Raw genomic sequence first — 16,770 nt, forward strand, 5'->3', positions numbered from 1 at the left:
GAATCCGGCTCGCCGCCAGGAATGTCAGGGAATGAACGTTGCCGAGCGATGTTCGCAACCGGCAGCGTCCTGTACCACGATGGAGTAATTCGCGCCCGCGCTGGATGCGCCGGGCAGGAACAGGCCATCACCATCGAACAGAACGCTCTGCTGTTCATCCTGCCCGATCGACACCCCGATCGCTCCCGGTGTGATTTCCTCAAGGATCACGTTGTAAGGCCGCCAGGCATCTTCGCCTGTGCACCTCATCTCTGCGCGAGCGGTCCTTGAGTTCAACCTGCGTCTCTCATCCACCCACAGCTGAAGCGGCTGACCAGCGTTGTGGCTGACCTGGAAGCGCCCATAGGTCAGCCCGTCGATGCTCTCGGTGCCGATGTAAGTGAATTGGACCGGCTGACACTTCGTCGTGCGGTTCGGATACGCCGCACAGGATGTCAGTGCGGCCGCGAGGCAAAAGGCAGTCAGGCGCTTCATGGGTTCGAGGCCTGATGTGGGTGGTTGTCGCGGCGGAATGCGGCGGTGAGGGCAACCAGCACTACGCCCCAGAGCGGCGTGAGCAGCACGACGCTGATCACCGTCAGCGAAACCGGTACCTGCCAGAGCAGCGATGGCCTGAATCCGCTGAATCTGTAGGCTTCCAGTACAAGTACCACGACCTGGGCCAGAAGGCCCGCGAGCAGCCCCAAGCCAGCCCCCTTGGCAAGCCGCCTGAACGTCAGGCGGCCAGCGGCGGGAACCCGTGCGCCCATTCCCAGCAACAGAAGGCTGACGGCATACAGCCAGAAGAAAACCTGATGTGAGTCGAAGGCGTAAAGCGCCCTGCCCACAAAGTGCAGGAACAGCCAGAGTGCTCCACACGACACCGCGTAGGCCAGCCCGTACCGAAGAATCTGCCTCGCTTTCATCTTGTACCTCTCCGAGGCGTGCAGGCCGATCGCGTTCTGTTGTGGAGGAGCGCGGGAGCTCATGCACCTTGCCTCCTGCTTGGCGGCCTACTCACGCAGCCCATCGCGCAGCGCTCGAGAGTACCTGCCTGCCCGAGTCACTGTCGACACCGAACCGGGAAAGCAGTTCGCTGAGTACAGGATCCATGATGTTCATCGAGCTGCACGCACGGTAGAGCCCATTGCGTTGGCCCGATGGTGATCCGTCCTGTAATCCATCCCTGCGTCAGCTCCCTGCCGGCCTACCTGCCCCGAAACCTGCCCCAGCTCAAGCCAAGCGGTGCGTGCGACGTGGGGTGATGCCCTCAATCGATCAATGCGCCACAACGGCCAATCGCTCCGCACCCACCATGGATTCGCATGAAAAAGAACAGCCCGTCCCCATCTGGCCTAGCGGTCTACTGTTACGCCTGTGATCGATAGCTCGGTCGTCCCGGGAAACTCTGCTCAAGAATCATGATTTGACAGGAATCAACCGGCCTTCCCAAGCGCCCTCTACTAGAAGTGCAATCTTCTGCGCCGACAGAGGCCTCAATGAAGACCACGGTGTCGCCAAGCCGCTCAACAGCTGCAATCTATGCCCCCGCCCGCAAACACACCTACAGAGCGCTCGCAAATGAAATTCCCACTTCCCTATTCCCACCTCAGACCCACACACATAAGAATCTTCAAAGCGCTCCTGAGCACCCTCCGAAGACCTTGGCAGGCCTCTTACTCAGGCTCACAGCAACCACTCGATACACTTGCTCCCCACAACTTCCCATTACCCCGTACTAGATGAGAATTCCATTGTCATTTATGTAGCCGACAAAACTCCCGCCTCCTGCACCCGAGGCCGCTCTGACGAGATAAACAGTCTCCCCCTCTGCCGGCACTAACCCATTCAACTGTAGTGGCGCGAATTTCTCAGCAGCATCCGATGCTTGGATGATGCTCAAGTTCTGATCGAGCATCCACTGAGCAATCGATTTTTCGCTCCGCGGATTCAAGGTGGCCAAGCGGTCACTTCGAAGTGTCGTCGAGTTCCCAGGAATGATCTCATCCGATGAAACATCCACCCAATCTGAGTTCCATTCAATGTGTTTGATCTGGCTAGTGCCACAGCCTCCGAGCAATGGAAGAAGGAGCGCAGCCACGCGTAGACTCACCATCATTTGCACCCCAACCGCTTCTTGATAGCGTCCCGAACCCTATCGTCTGGAACGCCAAGATGCTCTGCCATGATGTTTCCCTCCCACCCCGGAACGGGCTTGGTAGAACGAGATGGCGCCTGCGACACCACATCGTACATATCAAAACGACCATCGTACTTGAATTTCATCAAATGCCCTGCTTCGTGCGCAGCCGTCCACTCAGTGTTTCCTGCATACCATTTACCGACACTGCCTCCAGTTGCGGTCGCCCCCCTCCCCAGCGGAACCTCAACACGGTTTAACCGACCTTTCTCCGGCTGGCTAACAGTCACTGTAAATCCGGGCGCAGACCAGGTCGATTCAATTGCATTTATCATTTTACTCAAAGTCTCAGGAGTAGCTCCCTCAGCACTGAAGCGAATAGGGATGTCGATATGAACTCCACCGTCCACGCAAGTGCAATTGGCCAGCAGTCCGAGCGGATCAACCGCCTCCACTGGATCAGCTGATACATAGGAGAAGGTAGATACCCCCCCGTCGAATCCCATCGGATCACTCTGCGAATAGCGCCCGCTGCCGGGTCATACTCCCGCTGGTAGTTGTAGAACAACCCACTCGCATCCGTGGCCTGCTGGCCCGGAAATCGCAGCGCCAGCTCGAACGCCACACCATCGCCATCCGGATCAGCACTCGGAATCTGGTTACCGAACACCTCACTCTTGTTGCTCCACTCCCAGATCGCGACGTCCCGTACCGGATCGATCACCACGCGCGGCGTGCCCAGATGATCTGGTTGGACGTAGGCAAGTTCCGGCACGCCGGTACTCGGCACATTGATCAGCGCCACCGGATAGTTGTCCAACCAGATGGCCTGCAACTGCGCCTGGCCCGTGGCCGAGTAGTTGCCCAGCCATTGCCCCGCCTCGTCATCCAGGGTGATCTGAGCCGCACCACCGGCAGGGGTCCGCAGCACGCGCTCGCCGCGATGGTTGTAACCGTAGCTTTCCAGCACGGCATCGCCCTGCTTCACCGCGTTCATGCGGTTGGCATCGCTGTAGGTGAACGCCTTGCTGCCGATGCTGGTGGTGTTGCCCGCTGCATCATGGTTGCGCGCTTCGCCATCCACCGCAGTCAGGCGATGGCTGCTTGCGGGATAGGTGTAGCTGGCGGTGCCTGCCGACGTGGTCAGCGAAGCGCGATTACCGGTGGCGTCATACGCGTAGGTTTCGATCGGCGTGCCAGTCGCGCCGTCCTGGGTCTGGGTCAGGCGGCCCAGCGTGTCGCAATCGTAATTGGCCCGCGGGACAGAGCATAGCGCAATGGCTTCAGACCAACGGAAGAGGATCAGCGCATAATCCAGATCACGATCAGGGGAATCAGCGATATGAGATACACAAGGAACGAGAACCAGAACACCAAGAGGAACAACTTGCGCACTCCTGATGCGCCGTTATGAACCCGCTTCCATCCGCAGATCGGATACTTGGTTAAGAAATGATCTCGCTCCAGGATCGCAGGTCTGCCAAGGGTGTCCCACAGTTCAGGGGAATTTCTCCTTAACTCCCAAACCAGAAAAATTCGCGAAACGAAAGCTATCAACAACGTTGCGATAGCGAGCATGCAAAGGGCTTCAAAAACTGATTCTAATGACATTCGCAGTCGCTCCAGGTAACTCCATTCCCCATTAATCTGCTTCGCCCAATCAGGTAGCTCGCCGAGGCATCCCACCCCCCCTGCCCCCCAATTCCAAATGAAGATACATCGCCAATCCTCAGGGTTGACAGAGAGCCCCCCCACCGGCCGCTGCTCCCAACGAAAGAATGGAAGAAGCTCCGAGCAATTCGCTTGGATCGACATACATCAGGTTGCCTCCAGTGAGAGTGACATTAGAGACGGTGACGGAGATGGGAGATCCAGTGCCGACGCCAACCCCAGCAAAGCCGAGTTCGACGGACGCCTGACGGCCATTGAGACATTCGGACGTAAGGGTCAGTCTTGCACCACCCACACCACCTACAATCCCTACGCCAGTGCCCGCAAACGTCATGGTTCCAGTCCATGTCGCCAATCCGAGCGGGTCCGCCTTAGCCTGTGGAGTGAGATCCGCGTAACTGAAGGTTGAGATTCCCCCATCCAACCCAATTGGATCACTCTGCGAATACCGCCCCACCGCCGGGTCGTACTCGCGCTGGTAGTTGTAGAACAACCCACTCGAATCCGTCGCCTGCTGGCCGGGGAAGCGCAACGCCAGCTCGAACGCCACACCATCGCCATCGGGATCGGCACTCGGAATCTGGTTGCCGAACACCTCGCTCCTGTTGTTCCACTCCCAGATCGCGACATCACTCACCGGATCAATCACCACGCGCGGTGTGCCCAGATGATCCGGCTGCACGTAGGCCAGTTCCGGCACGCCGGTAGCCGGCACGTTGATCAGCGCCACCGGGTAGTTATCCAGCCAGATGGCCTGCTGTTGCGCCTGCCCCGTGGCCGAGTAGTTGCCCAGCCACTGCCCGGCCTCATCGTACAGCGTGATCTGAGCTGCGCCACCGGCTGGAGTACGCAGCACGCGCTCGCCGCGATGGTTGTAACCGTAGCTTTCCAGCACGGCATCGCCCTGCTTCACCGCGTTCAGGCGGTTGGCATCGCTGTAGGTGAAGGTCTTGCTGCCGATGCTGGTGGTGTTGCCCGCTGCATCATGGTTGCGCGCTTCGCCATCCACCGCACTCAGGCGATGGCTGGTTGCGGGGTAGGTGTAGCTGGCGGTGCCTGCCGAGGTGGTCAGCGCGGTGCGATTGCCGGTGGCGTCATACGCATAGGTTTCAATCGGCGTGCCGGTCGCGCCGTCTTGGGTCTGGGTCAGGCGGCCCAGCGTGTCGTAGGCGTACTTGGCCAGCACCGTCGGACCTGCGCCGTTCTTCAGCTCGGTGATCGAACCGACCGGGTCGTAGCCATAGCCCAGCGACAGGCCACCTGCGGCCGAGTCATGTACCGCCTGCGGGCGGTAATCCAGATCCAACGGACGCTGCAGCTGGCGGCCGTTGCCGTAGGTCCAGCCGGTCGCCGGGCCGAAGGCCGCATAGGTCACGTTGTTCACCACGATCTGGCGCGCCTGGCCGGGGCGGGTGAGGCCGATCTGGCTGATGCGGCCCTGGGTATCGCGCACGTAGTCGGCCACGCTGCCGTCGGGGTAGGTCAACGCGGTCAAGCGACCCGACTTGCTGTAGGCATAGCGCAGGGTGGTGGCCACACCATTGACGGTCTGCACCTTGCGGGTGACCTGGCCGAAACGGTCATGGCAGTACTGGGTGCTGCCATTGGCGTGCAGCACCTGCCCCAGGCGGCCCTTGGCGAAGCGCTCGTCGGCGGCACAGGCGGCCGGCGCCACGTCATAGCTGTAGCCCACGTCCAGATTGGGGTCCGGATAGGCGATGCCGATCAGGCGGTTGAGCGCATCGTAGTGATAGGTGGCGGTGACGCCGCGCGCATCGGTGGCCGTCTCGCGGTTGCCGGCGGCGTCCACGGTGAAGCTGCTGGCGCCACTGTCCGGGCTGACCTGCCCAGTCAGGTCACCGAACCCGTTGTAGGCATAGGTCGTATGCAGGCCTTTCGGGTCGGTGACCTGGGTGACCTGGTCCAGCGCGTTGTACTGGCTGCGGATCTCCGCCGCCACGCCGCCGACATCCTGCAGGGTCTGCGCCAGTCGGTTGAGCGGATCGTACTGCTGGCTGGTCACGCGCTGCAGGGCGTCGGTCACGGTCTGCGGGTTGCCGTTGGCATCGTAGGCAAAGCCGGTGGCGTGATTGCTCGCGTCCTTCAGTGCGGTCAGCTGGCCGAGCGTGTTGAACGTCCGTGCCAGGGTACGGCGCAGCGTCCCGCCTGCATCGAGCGTGTCTTCCTTGAGGCGATTGCCGGCATTGTCCAGCGTGTAGTGGATGGTGTTGCCAGCGCTGTCGGCGATGTCCGTCAGCCGCTGCGCGGCGTCGTAGACGTAGGTGACGCTGCTGCCGTCGGGCTCGGTGACCTGCTGCACTTGGCCGGTCGGCCAGTAGCTGATCTGGGTAGCCCGGTCCTCGGCTGTGGTGGCACCGCGCACGGTGATCGAGGTCGGCCAGCCGCGGGGATGGTAGGTGTAATCAGTCACCACGCCGTTGGCGTCCTTGACCGACAACGGCCGCCCGAACGCGTCGTAGGCCAAGGTCTCGACCGTCTGGCCCAGCGCATTGGTCACGCTGCGCAGGTCGCCCTTGCGATAGCTGCAGGCACCATTGGCCGCGCATCCCGCGTCATCCGCGGTGTAGTAGGCATAGGTGGAGACATCCGCCATATCACTACGCGGGCCATCCACGCTACGCAGCAGTCCCATCAGCGGGCACTCCGGGCCCTCTGCCTCACAGTAGGTCTGCGTGGTGACGCGGGTGTCACCGGTCACCATGTCGCGCACGGCGATGGTGGTCGGCTGGAGGCGTGCATTGCGCACGATGCGGATCTCACGGTTACCGACGGTCTGCTGCACCAACCGATTGCTGTCCATGGCCACGCGCATTTCGCTGACGCGCTGGTCCGGAGTACCGGCCGCTTCGGTGGTGGTGGTCACGCTGATGGCGCCTGTGGCAGCATCGCTGGCCTCGGAATAGGCATACTGGGTGACAACGCCTCGGCGATCGGTCACCGACTGCAGCCGGCGCCGGAAATCAGTGCCCTCGGGCAGATAGGTGCGACTGATGCTGCCGTTGCTCTCGGTGACGCCGTTGACCTTGCGCGGAAGGCCACTGGCGCCGCTGGCGGTCAATGCGTAGGTACTCTGCTTGCCCAATGCATCGGTGACGATGGTGGTACCTGCCGACGTGTACTCCAGGCGCACGCCGTCAACGCCCACGTCGGCCTGACTGCAATCGCCGGAATGACGGCTGCAGGTGACCCGCCCCTTGGCGTCGTAGCCGTACCAGCTGTAGCGCTGGTTGCCCTCGGCGGTAATGCCGGTCAGGTAGCCCGGGAAGCGGGCGTCCTCATAGTGATACGTGCGGCTGGCACCGTCTGCGTAGGTCGCACTGATCAATTCCCCGGCCGGGGAATAGGCGTAGCTCACCACGGGCTGGCCGGCGATCACCAGGGCCGAGATCAGCGAATCGTCACCCGGCGCGAGATACTGGACGTCCACGCGCCGGCCGGTTGAATGGGTGATGCTGAGCAGGCGGCCACGGCTGTCGTGTGCATAGGTTAGCGAGGTTCCGTCTTCGAAATCGCGGCGCTGCATCAGGCCGCCGGCATCGAACTGAATGCGCTCCTGAGCCCGCGACAACAACCATAGGCTCCCCTGTTGAGCCACGCGGTCCCCACTGCCATCCATTGCCTCATACACCGCTCCCACCTTCTTGAAGGCGAGCTGGCCACCCTCAGCGTCAATCAAACCCACCTGGACTTCCGAACTCGGTGGAAAGTCCGTGTCGTCAACGCCGAGCGTCAGGCCAATGTTGTGGGAGTGCGTCCATCCTTGGCCCATGGCTCCGCCGCTGGTGCCGGTCAAGGAATGATACTGGCGATCGAAGCGGACCCACCCGAGATCAAGGTCCGCTTCCGGCTGAGACTTGTCGCCGGTGGTGGGGTCGCACGGATTACCGACTTTGCACTCCTGCGGCGGCAGAGGAGAAGTCCAGTACGCCAGCAGCATTGCCATGTTTGGCTCGTCCTGCTGGGCCAAGGCGCACATGCCCAGGTTATCGTCCCACATCATCATGGGGCGATTCATGCATTTTGCGGTTCTACTCCGATCGGCGTATTCCCGAAAGACCAGCTCCGAGCAGGCCTTGGTCCCCTCATAATAGCTGTTCTTGACGAATTTATAGCGCTTGGTTTCGTTGATGACGCTGCCGTCATCTCCCACTCCAAGCCCGCCAACCTCCTCCCAGGCTTCCTCAGTCATGACGGTGGCAGCGCACCGCGGATCGCTCGCATTCTTCGACAGGAACATGCTGCGGACGGCATCCTCCGTGGCGTACTTCTGATGGTTCTTCTCATACACCCAATCCGTGGTGACGATCTTCTCGGGCTTGACGCGATAGTCATAGATCGTCTTGTTAGGAAGGGCCCTCTGGCGCTTGACCTCCCAAACGAAAGGCTTATCGACCTCATACTCGGCGAAGAAGGCCCGTATGTCTTTCTGGACAGCCGCCTCTGTGGAACGGGGCTCTCCCATCGAGAAGTAGCTTTCCCATTTCTTCTCGATCTCCTGCGCCTGCACGCTGGACGTCGAGCACGCCAGCACGAACAGCGCCAGACTGATGAGCGAAGTGCCAGAGTTTGCCTTCAACATCCCTGTTCTCCTTCCTGGACGGACACAGCGCCGGCGGGAACGAGAACGTGGGGCAGCAGCCTCTTCACGTCATGCTTCGGATCGTCCCTGGTCCGGAATGCGGCGTGGCCGCATGGGGACGTTATCTCCGATGTGGTTTACACATCCAAGTCAAAAACTGTGGAATGAGTCGAATTTCAGAACTTTCTGATGCGGGGGGGGGCGTGTCGGAAATGCAGCCAAGCGTGGGCTCGGCTCTACAAGGCGAATGCCCCAGAAACAGAAACGCCGGGCATCGCCCGGCGTTTCCGTCACCGCATGGAAGGGGTAAATCTCAGTACTTCCCATCAAACGCAAAGATCGGCTTGCGCTGCTTCCACGCGCCAGCGGTGAAGTCCGGGAACTCCAGCGTCTGGAAGCTGTTGGCGATCGACTGCTCGCTCAGCGGGGTGATCGCGCTCCAGGTCACTGCGTCGTAGATGTCGATCGGCATCGGCGCCTTGGCCTTCAGCGCTTCAACAAAAGCATGGATGACGAACCAGTCCATACCACCATGCCCTGCACTCGCGGCGGTGTCGGCATTCTGTTTCCACAGCGGATGCTCGTACTCGTCCTGGTACTTCTTGAACTCTTCCCACTGGTGCGGCGGGCTGCGGCCTTCGATGTGGATCGAATGGTTCACGTCCATCCACAGGCCCTTGGTGCCCTGCACGCGGAAGCCCATCGAGTACGGGCGCGGCAGCGAAGTGTCGTGCTGCAGCAGGATGGTCTCACCGTTCTCGCAGGCCAGCGTGGTGGTGACGATGTCGCCCAGCTTGAACTTCACCTTGGTGCTGGGGTGGGTGGTGCCACCACTCTTGGCAACGGTGTACTCGTGCAGGCCACGCGCCTTGGTCGCGAAGGCATTGATATGGGTGAAGCGGTTGCCACGGTTGATGCCGGTGTACATCGCGCACGGGCCGATGCCGTGGCTGGGGTACAGCTCGCCGTTGCGCTGCACAGAATGCTCGGTGCGCCAGCGGGCTTCGCTCCAACCCTTGGGGCCGAACTCCACGCCGCTGTCGTAGGGCTGGTTCGGGTCGCCGCAATTGAACTTCACCCCGCGCAGGTCATGCTGGTAGCCGGCCTGCAGGTGCACCAGCTCGCCGAACAGGCCCTGGCGCACCATCTGCAGCGCGGCCATCACGTCGCGGCGGTAGCAGACGTTCTCCAACAGCATGTAAGGGGTACCGGTGCTCAGCTGGGTCTTCAGCACGTCCCAGTGGTCCTGCAGGGTGATGCCGGCCACCACTTCGCAGCCCACGGCCACGCCGGCCTGCATGGCGGCGATCGCCATCGGTGCGTGGTACTCCCATGGCGTGGCGATGATCACGCCATCGATGCCCTTCTGTTCCAGCAGGCGCTTCCAGGCGTTGGTATCGCGGTCCTGGCCGTAGGTCTTCGGCGCGGGCTTGCCGGCCTTGGTCACCATCTCCACGGCGCGTCCGAGCATGATCGGCTCGATATCGCAGACGGCAACCACTTCGACGTCGTCGCGGCGCACCAGCTCCTTCAGCAGCACAAGGCCACGCATGCCGGTACCGATCATGGCCAGGCGCACTTTGCGCCCGCGTGCCCACGCCGGGGTCTGCGGCAGCAGGCTGCTGGCGGCGACAGCGGCACTGGCCGCGATGAATTCCCTACGCTTCATGGCAAACATCTCTCCTCTTGGCAGCGAGCCGGCCGTAGCCGGCCCGCCGGGTCACGCAAACGGAATTACTTGAAACGGTAGCCGATGGTCACACTGTAACCACGACCGAAGATGGTGGCGTAGTCACTGGAGTCACCCAGGAAGCTGTTCGGATCGTAGAACGGCAGGCGGTTGAACAGGTTCTTGACGGTGAAGCTCAGGTTCCACGCGTCATCCGGGCGCCAGGTGACGCTCATGTTGGCAGTCCACCACGACGGCGCACCATCGCACTTGCTCTTCTGCAGGGCCAGGTAGCCGCCGGTGCAGGTTTCCTTGTTGTTGCTCACCTCATCAACCTGGTCGGTGGCCCACTTGGTGCCGCCCACGTAGTTGACGAACATGCTGGTGGTCACCTGCTTGTAGGTCCAGTCGGCATTGAGCGTGGCACGCAGGCGCGGGTTGTTGTAGTAGCCGACCACGTCGCCGTAGTACCAGCCGTTCTCCGCATCCATGTAGAAGCGGTTGCGGTTGGCGATGGTGGCGGCCAGGCCGATGTTCAGGTTGCCCCAGTCGCCCAGCGAGAAGCGGCTGCGCGCATCGATGTCGAAGCCGTCGATCAGGGTCTTGCCCCGATTCTTGTACTGGCCCACCACGCTGGCCACGTTGCCGGCCGAATAGCCCGGCAGCACCGACGGGCAGCTCACGCCACTGGCCGGGTCGGCACACATGGCCGCCAGCTGCGCCAGGTTGGCGCGGTCGCTGTCGGTGATCGGCGAGCGCGACATCGAGATGATGTCTTCCATGCGGCGATAGTCCGGCGCGACGATTTCGTTGTTGCGGTAGATGAACCAGTAGTCGGCCGACACCGACAGCCAGCTCGCCGGCTCGTAGACGAAGCCGAGGGTGGCGATCTTCGCCTTCTCCGGCTTCAGGTCCTTGTTCGGCTGGGTCATGCGCGCAACGGTGCGGCTGCAGTCGACATTCAGCATGTTCTTGCCCAGGTCGACATCACCCGGCCGCTGCGACTTCAGCAACAGGTTGGCGATGGCGTTGGTCTCGTTGCAGCGCAGCTCGTCGCGGAAGCCGCCCAGCTGGGCGAACACGCCGCCATTGCCGGACTCGGCCAGGCTCGGTGCACGGAAGCCGGTGGAGTAGGTACCGCGCAGCATCAGCTGGTCGAACGCCTGGTACTTGAAGCCGATCTTCGGTGCCACGTTGGCACTGAAGTTCGGGTACTTGTCCACGCGCACCGCCGCATCCAGTTCCAGCTTGTCGGTGATCGGCGCCACGGTTTCGGCGAACAGCGCGTAGGTGTTGCGCTTGCCGTCGAACCAGGAACCGCCCTGCTGGGTGATCAGACCGTTGGCGGCGTCGGCGTTGCCAGGAGTGTAGAAGGTTTCGCGGCTGGCGTTGAAGCCGAATGCCGCACGCATCTCACCGGCCGGCAGCTGGAACAGCGGGCCTTCGATCTTGCCGTCGAGGGTGTGCAGGCGGGTCCACGACTGGATGTCGAAGGTCGGGAACGCTTCACGGATCAGCGCGGCGTTGGCTTCGCTGATCTCGCCGAACTTGTACGCCGGATGGTCGGAGATGATCACTCGGCCGGTGCCCGGATCGATCGTGTACGGGCCGAAGGCCTTCTCGAAGCCCTTGGTGTTGACGTTGATCGTCTGGTAGGTGGTGGAGTGGGTGCCGGCGCTGGCGAACGCGGTTTCCCAGTTCCAGTCGCCCCGGTTGCCACGCGCACCGGCCAGCACGCGGTAGCTCTTGTCGGTATTGCGCTGGCCGAAATAGTTCGGGCCGGCATCCTGCAGCAGGTAATTCAGGCCGACCACACCGCCCATCATCGCCTTCATCTGCGGGCTGGCGTGGTTGTACTCGTTGTTCGGGCCCAGGAACGGGTACAGGAACTGGTTGACGGTGTTGCCGGTATTGCGCGAGAACCAGCTGGTCGGGTTGCCGGTGGTGGTGCCGTAGGTGCGCGGCGTGCCGCCGTTGGCGCGCAGGTCGATGTCGGTGTAGGTCGCCTCGGCGAAGATCTCGGTGCTGTCACCGACCAGGAAGGTGCCGTTGAGGTAGGCGGTGTTGCGCTCGGACTTGGCACCGGCGTCGATCTCGTTGTTCATCCAGGTTTCCCAGACGCAACGCGGACCGGCCGCTTCACTGGTCAGCACGTTCCTGCAACCCGGTGCAGCTTCCTGCACGCGGCGGCCGGTGACCGGATCGAAGGCGAAGTAAGTGCCCGGATTGAATTCACCCGGCTTGCTGCCCACGCCCAGGCGCAGGTTGTTGAGGTAGTTCGGATTGTTGACGTAGTACTGGTCGGGCCGCTTGTCGTAGAAATCGCTCAGCGGGATCGCGTCGCGGCGGTACATGTTCACCGCGCCGTAGATGTTGAAGCGGTTCTCGGCCAGGTCACCGAAGCCGGCGGTGATGCTGGCCTGGCGTTCGCCGTAGGAGTCGATGCGCGAAGAGGTGTCGTTGGTGAAGCTGACCTCGGCCCCCTGGAAGTTGCGCTTGGTGATCACGTTGATCACGCCGGCCACCGCGTCGGTGCCGTACACCGCCGAGGCGCCGTCGGTCAGCACTTCCATGCGCTCGATGGCCGCGGCCGGAATCGCATCGATGTTGACGAACTGGGTCTGGAAGCCGGCCGGTGCACCGTAGTACGACAGGCGGCGACCGTTCAGCAGCACCAGCGTGCCCTGGGCACCGAGGCCACGCAGATTGGCCTGCGAGGCACCATCGGAACCGGTGAACAGCGAACGCGCGTCCTGCTGCGCCGGGCGGGCGGCCGGCAGGTTGTCGAGCACCTGCAGCAGCGTGCGCGCACCCATGTTCTGGATGTCCTGCTTGCTGATCACCTGCACCGGCGAGGCGGTTTCCACGTCGGTGCGGCGGATGTTGGAGCCGGTGACCTCGATGCGGGCCAGGTCGGTGGCCTTGTCCTTGCTCTCCTGGGCGAAGGCAGGAACGGCGACCGACAGCAGCACGCCGGCGATGGCCAGCGACAGCGGAGCGATCGAACGACAGGGGGGGCGGTGGTGGCGGGCGGGCAACATCGGGGTTCTCTCCTGGCAGGGGTGCAGCGCAATAAGTGAGCGCGTGGGCGTTCGGCGGGCAAAACGCTCCCGGGCCACGGCCACGAGGGCCGTAGTCGGAATGGGCGGGGGGAGGAGCGGTGTTACGAGGGGGTCATGGGGCGACGATGCTGGCGGAGTCGCCCTCCTGGCCGATCAGTACGGCATTGGCCCAGTTGGCGCAGACCTGGGCGGGTTGACTGCCCTGCGCACCCAGCGTGCGCAGGCTCAGGGTGGAAAGGCCTCGGATGTCCAGCTCCGGCTTGACCACGCCGGGTGCCTTCACCAGGCCGCTGTCATACAACAGGCGGTTGTCACCCCAGACCTGGAACTGCAGGCCACCGGCGGTGCGGCAGGCGTCGTCGATGCCGAGGTCGGCACGCAGCAGGTGCCAGCCGCCCTGCAGGCGCAGGTCGATGCGGCTGTTGGCGCCGACGCCCAGGCCACGGCGGAACTGCAGGCCGTTCATGCGCATGCCGGCGTCGCCACGGAAGGACTGGTCGGTGCGCACCTGGCTGGCCAGCGCGGCCGGCACCGGTAGCTCGGAGAGATAGCGCTGCCGGGCCGGTCGCTCCGGTTCCTGGTGTTCGAGGATGTGGAAGGTAGACAAGGCGATCGGGCCGACGTCGCGTGGCTGCAGTGCATCGAATGCGCGGGCGCTGCCCTGTGCGGCGGTGACCATCGGGTCGGTGCTGCTGGCGCCGTCGCCTTCGGGGTTCTGCACGCTCAGCACGCGGAAGCGCAGCAGGCGCCCGGCATGGGCCGGGAACGCGATGCGCTGCACGCCCTCCTTCAACTGCAGGCGGCCACGTGCGATCGGCTCGCCCCACTCGCCATTGCTGTCGCCCAGGTACACCTCGTAGTCGCGCACCTGGCCGTGCTTCCAGTTCTTGTCGTTGCGCGGCGCGATGTCGATGCCGTCGATCATCCTGCGCTCGCCGAAGCCGATCACCCACTCATGCGCACCGGTGCGCACGGCCTGGTTGCGCACACTGCGGAACCAGGTGGCCGGATCGTCGTCGAAGGCATTTTCCAGCGCATGGCCAGGCTCTTCGGCCGGGCGGTTGACCACCAGCAGGCTGTCGGCCGGCAGTTCGCGGCCCAGCACCGGCGCAGCCGGATAGGCATCGTCGGCGGCCGCAGCGACCACCGCGAAGTCCAGCTGCAGTTGCAGCGGCTGGCGGATGTCCTGGGTAGCGGTACGCACGTGCAGCGTGCCACGGCGCTCCTTGGCATCGAAGTACCAGCCCTCAGCCGCACCGTTGAACGCCGCCGCATCGGCCAGCGCCGGCAACGCGCGGCCACCGGCCTGCACCGCACGCGGCGCCTGGAGGCTGAGCACGCGCAGGCCATAACGACGCTGCGCCAGCTGGCCGTTGTACTGGCCCTGCACCGGATCGATCTGCACCTGCACCGGGCCACTGCCCTGCGCCGGCGCCTGCACGCGGATTACCTGCGTGCTCGACTCACCCTGCTGGTAGCGGCGCGTGTTGCCATCGTCTTCATACAGCGTGTACTGCGACTCGCCCTGCGGGTACAGGTCGAACGTCACTTCATCCAGCGGCTTCTCGCCGTCGAACAGCATCGACGGGTACATCGGCAGGATCGCACCGGCACGCACGAACACCGGCAACGTGGCCAGGTCCACCTGGCGGTCGAGCTGGCGGCCGTCGGCGCCGGCCTGCACGCGGCGGCCATCCCAGTAGTCGATCCAGCCGCCGGCCGGCAGGTGGATGTCGCGGCGCCAGCCACGGCTGGCGGCCTGGCTGCGGTACACCGGCGCCACCAGCAGGTCGCGGCCAAGCAGGAACTGGTACTTGTAGGTTTCATCCTGCGCATGCGGGTCGCGCGGGTTGTCCCACATCAGGCCGCGCACCGGCGGTGCACCGGTCTGCGCAGCCTCGTGCACCAGCCCGTACATGTACGGGGTCAGGCGCATCTTCAACTTCAGGTAATCGCGGTTGATGCTGCGATAGGGCTCGTCGTACCACCACGGGTGCTTGCGTGCGTTCGACGACCAGCCGCTCATGCCCATCAGCACCGGGGTGAAGGCTTTCCACTGCAGGTCGCGGGTGAAGGTTTCGGCGCTGCCGCCGAAGATCGCATCCACATCGCCACTGGCGTAGGCCATGCCGGACAGGCCCGAACCGACCAGGGTTGGCACGTGCCAGCGGATGTAATCCCAGCTGCTGCTCTGGTCGCCGGTCCACGCTACGGCGTAGCGCTGGATGCCGGCCCAGCCCATCACCGTCCACAGGAACGGGCGCGAATCGGAATTGTCGAGGATGCCGTTGAACGCCTGACGGTTGGCGTCCATCGCGAACTGGTAGCCCTTGCCGGTCCAGGCCACGTCCAGCTTCTGCACGCGGCTGCCGGCCTTGCCCACTTCCCAGGCGATCTTGTCGACGCCGTTCTCGGTCCACAGACCGGTGCGGAAGCCGTACTTGGCCAAGCCCTGCACGGTTTCCGGCAGCTTCTTGTAACCGCAGCCGTAGCCATCGTTGGGCAGGATCCAGCCACCGGGCATGTCGTGGGCGCGGTACTGCTTGGCCACCGAGTCGATCACATCCGGCGTGGTGCCGGTCGGGCCGTCACTCCAGCCTTCGGGCACGGTGCCGGGCTTCTTGGCATTGTCACCGTCGTTGTAGCAATCGGCATCGCCGTAGGACAGCGCCCAGCGCGCGACCATGTTCGGGCGGCCGGTCAGCTGGGTGTAGCGCTCGATCAGTTTCGGCAGGTCGGCGCCGACGAAGTAATAGGCATCGAAGCGGTCTTCGCGGTGCAGCAGCGTGGCCTGGTCGGCCTCGCGCAGATCGTAGCTGCCATCGCTCCAGGTGTTGCGCAGCATGCCCCAGCCACGGCTGCTCAGCAGCATCGGTGCAGGGCTGGGGCGGTCGCCCTCTTCCCAGCCGCCGGAGTAGGACACGTCCAGCTCGCGGCCCTTGAACTGGTAACGGCCGTTCTGCTGGCCGCCACCGAAGTAGCCCTCATCGGCCTGCGAGGACAGCACCTGCACGCTCTGCGTGGCATCCAGGTCCAGCGGCTGCAGTTCCTGCCACAGCGCGGTGGGCTGGCCGTTGTCCAGGCGTTCCAGGCGCATGCGCAGCGGCTGCCGCTGTACATGCAGGACCAGTGCATCGGTGCGCACGCGGATTTCCTGTGCGTCTTCTTCCAGCTGCGCCTTCACGTTCGCCTTGGGCTGCGGCAGCACGATCGGTGCGGCCTTGTCGCCGGCACCGGTCAGCGTGCCGTTGCGGCCGGCCTGCACGCGGATGATGTCGGTGGCCGGCAGTTCGATGCGGATGCGCGCGCCCTTGTCGGTCTGCAGGTCCCAGCCCTGCACGCCGTCGCCGCTGGCGCTGGCGGCAACCGAACGCAGGTTGCCGACCGGCTCGGCCTGGGCCGGCATGGACGCCAGCATCAATGCCGGCAACAGGGCCAGCATCAGCGGCGAGCGACGAACGCAGTTTTCCACGCGGACTCCCAACCCGTTCACCGGGCGTTTCGAAAGCGATTGGGCCGACTCTAGGGCAGCGATTCGAAAGATGTCAACAAATTGAAAAGAAAAAGGAAGATATATTCCATTGAAACGAAAGTTGGTGCGCCGCAATACTTTGTGTAATCGCTTGCACACGCCTGTTAAGCATTGTGC

Annotated in this window: 9 protein-coding genes and 1 pseudogene; all 10 read right to left on the reverse strand. The window is 63.5% G+C overall.

Translation table 11 applies throughout. The annotated features are described in order from the left end of the window. Positions 1–24 precede the first annotated feature (24 nt). Positions 25–474 carry a hypothetical protein gene (locus tag CKW06_RS22130; protein WP_024958001.1) on the reverse strand — a complete coding sequence of 150 codons (450 nt, stop codon included), beginning with the start codon at positions 472–474 and terminating at the stop codon, positions 25–27. Next, a complete protein-coding gene (locus CKW06_RS22135) occupies positions 471–968 on the reverse strand; it encodes a hypothetical protein (RefSeq protein WP_224481903.1) in 498 nt (165 codons plus the stop codon). The genes CKW06_RS22130 and CKW06_RS22135 overlap by 4 nt, the downstream gene beginning before the upstream one ends. A 749-nt stretch (positions 969–1,717) precedes the next feature. Next, complete coding sequence (locus tag CKW06_RS22140; protein WP_231910835.1) at positions 1,718–2,080, reverse strand: hypothetical protein; 363 nt, start codon at positions 2,078–2,080, stop codon at positions 1,718–1,720. A gap of 14 nt (positions 2,081–2,094) precedes the next feature. Next, on the reverse strand, positions 2,095–2,265 hold the full coding sequence (locus CKW06_RS24050; RefSeq protein ID WP_154329644.1) for a hypothetical protein: 171 nt from the start codon (positions 2,263–2,265) through the stop codon (positions 2,095–2,097). 282 nt (positions 2,266–2,547) lie between these two features. Beyond that, a pseudogene (locus CKW06_RS24055) lies at positions 2,548–3,374 on the reverse strand (RHS repeat-associated core domain-containing protein); the annotation flags it as partial. 47 nt (positions 3,375–3,421) lie between these two features. Continuing rightward, the gene (locus tag CKW06_RS23675) at positions 3,422–3,697 is read right to left on the reverse strand and encodes a hypothetical protein (protein WP_049418016.1); all 276 of its coding nucleotides are present in this window, start codon (positions 3,695–3,697) and stop codon (positions 3,422–3,424) included. 151 nt (positions 3,698–3,848) lie between these two features. After that, positions 3,849–8,390 carry an RHS repeat-associated core domain-containing protein gene (locus tag CKW06_RS22150; protein ID WP_095052071.1) on the reverse strand — a complete coding sequence of 1,514 codons (4,542 nt, stop codon included), beginning with the start codon at positions 8,388–8,390 and terminating at the stop codon, positions 3,849–3,851. Positions 8,391–8,703: 313 nt separating this feature from the next. Beyond that, the gene (locus CKW06_RS22155; RefSeq protein ID WP_024958784.1) at positions 8,704–10,059 is read right to left on the reverse strand and encodes a Gfo/Idh/MocA family protein; all 1,356 of its coding nucleotides are present in this window, start codon (positions 10,057–10,059) and stop codon (positions 8,704–8,706) included. A 65-nt stretch (positions 10,060–10,124) separates the two neighbouring features. Then, positions 10,125–13,100, reverse strand: a complete 2,976-nt coding sequence (locus tag CKW06_RS22160) for a TonB-dependent receptor (protein WP_005414779.1) — start codon at positions 13,098–13,100, stop codon at positions 10,125–10,127. Positions 13,101–13,233: 133 nt separating this feature from the next. After that, positions 13,234–16,593 carry a TIM-barrel domain-containing protein gene (locus tag CKW06_RS22165; RefSeq protein ID WP_024958682.1) on the reverse strand — a complete coding sequence of 1,120 codons (3,360 nt, stop codon included), beginning with the start codon at positions 16,591–16,593 and terminating at the stop codon, positions 13,234–13,236. Positions 16,594–16,770 lie beyond the last annotated feature (177 nt).

It is taken from the genome of Stenotrophomonas maltophilia (assembly GCF_900186865.1).
Taxonomy (GTDB): domain Bacteria; phylum Pseudomonadota; class Gammaproteobacteria; order Xanthomonadales; family Xanthomonadaceae; genus Stenotrophomonas; species Stenotrophomonas maltophilia.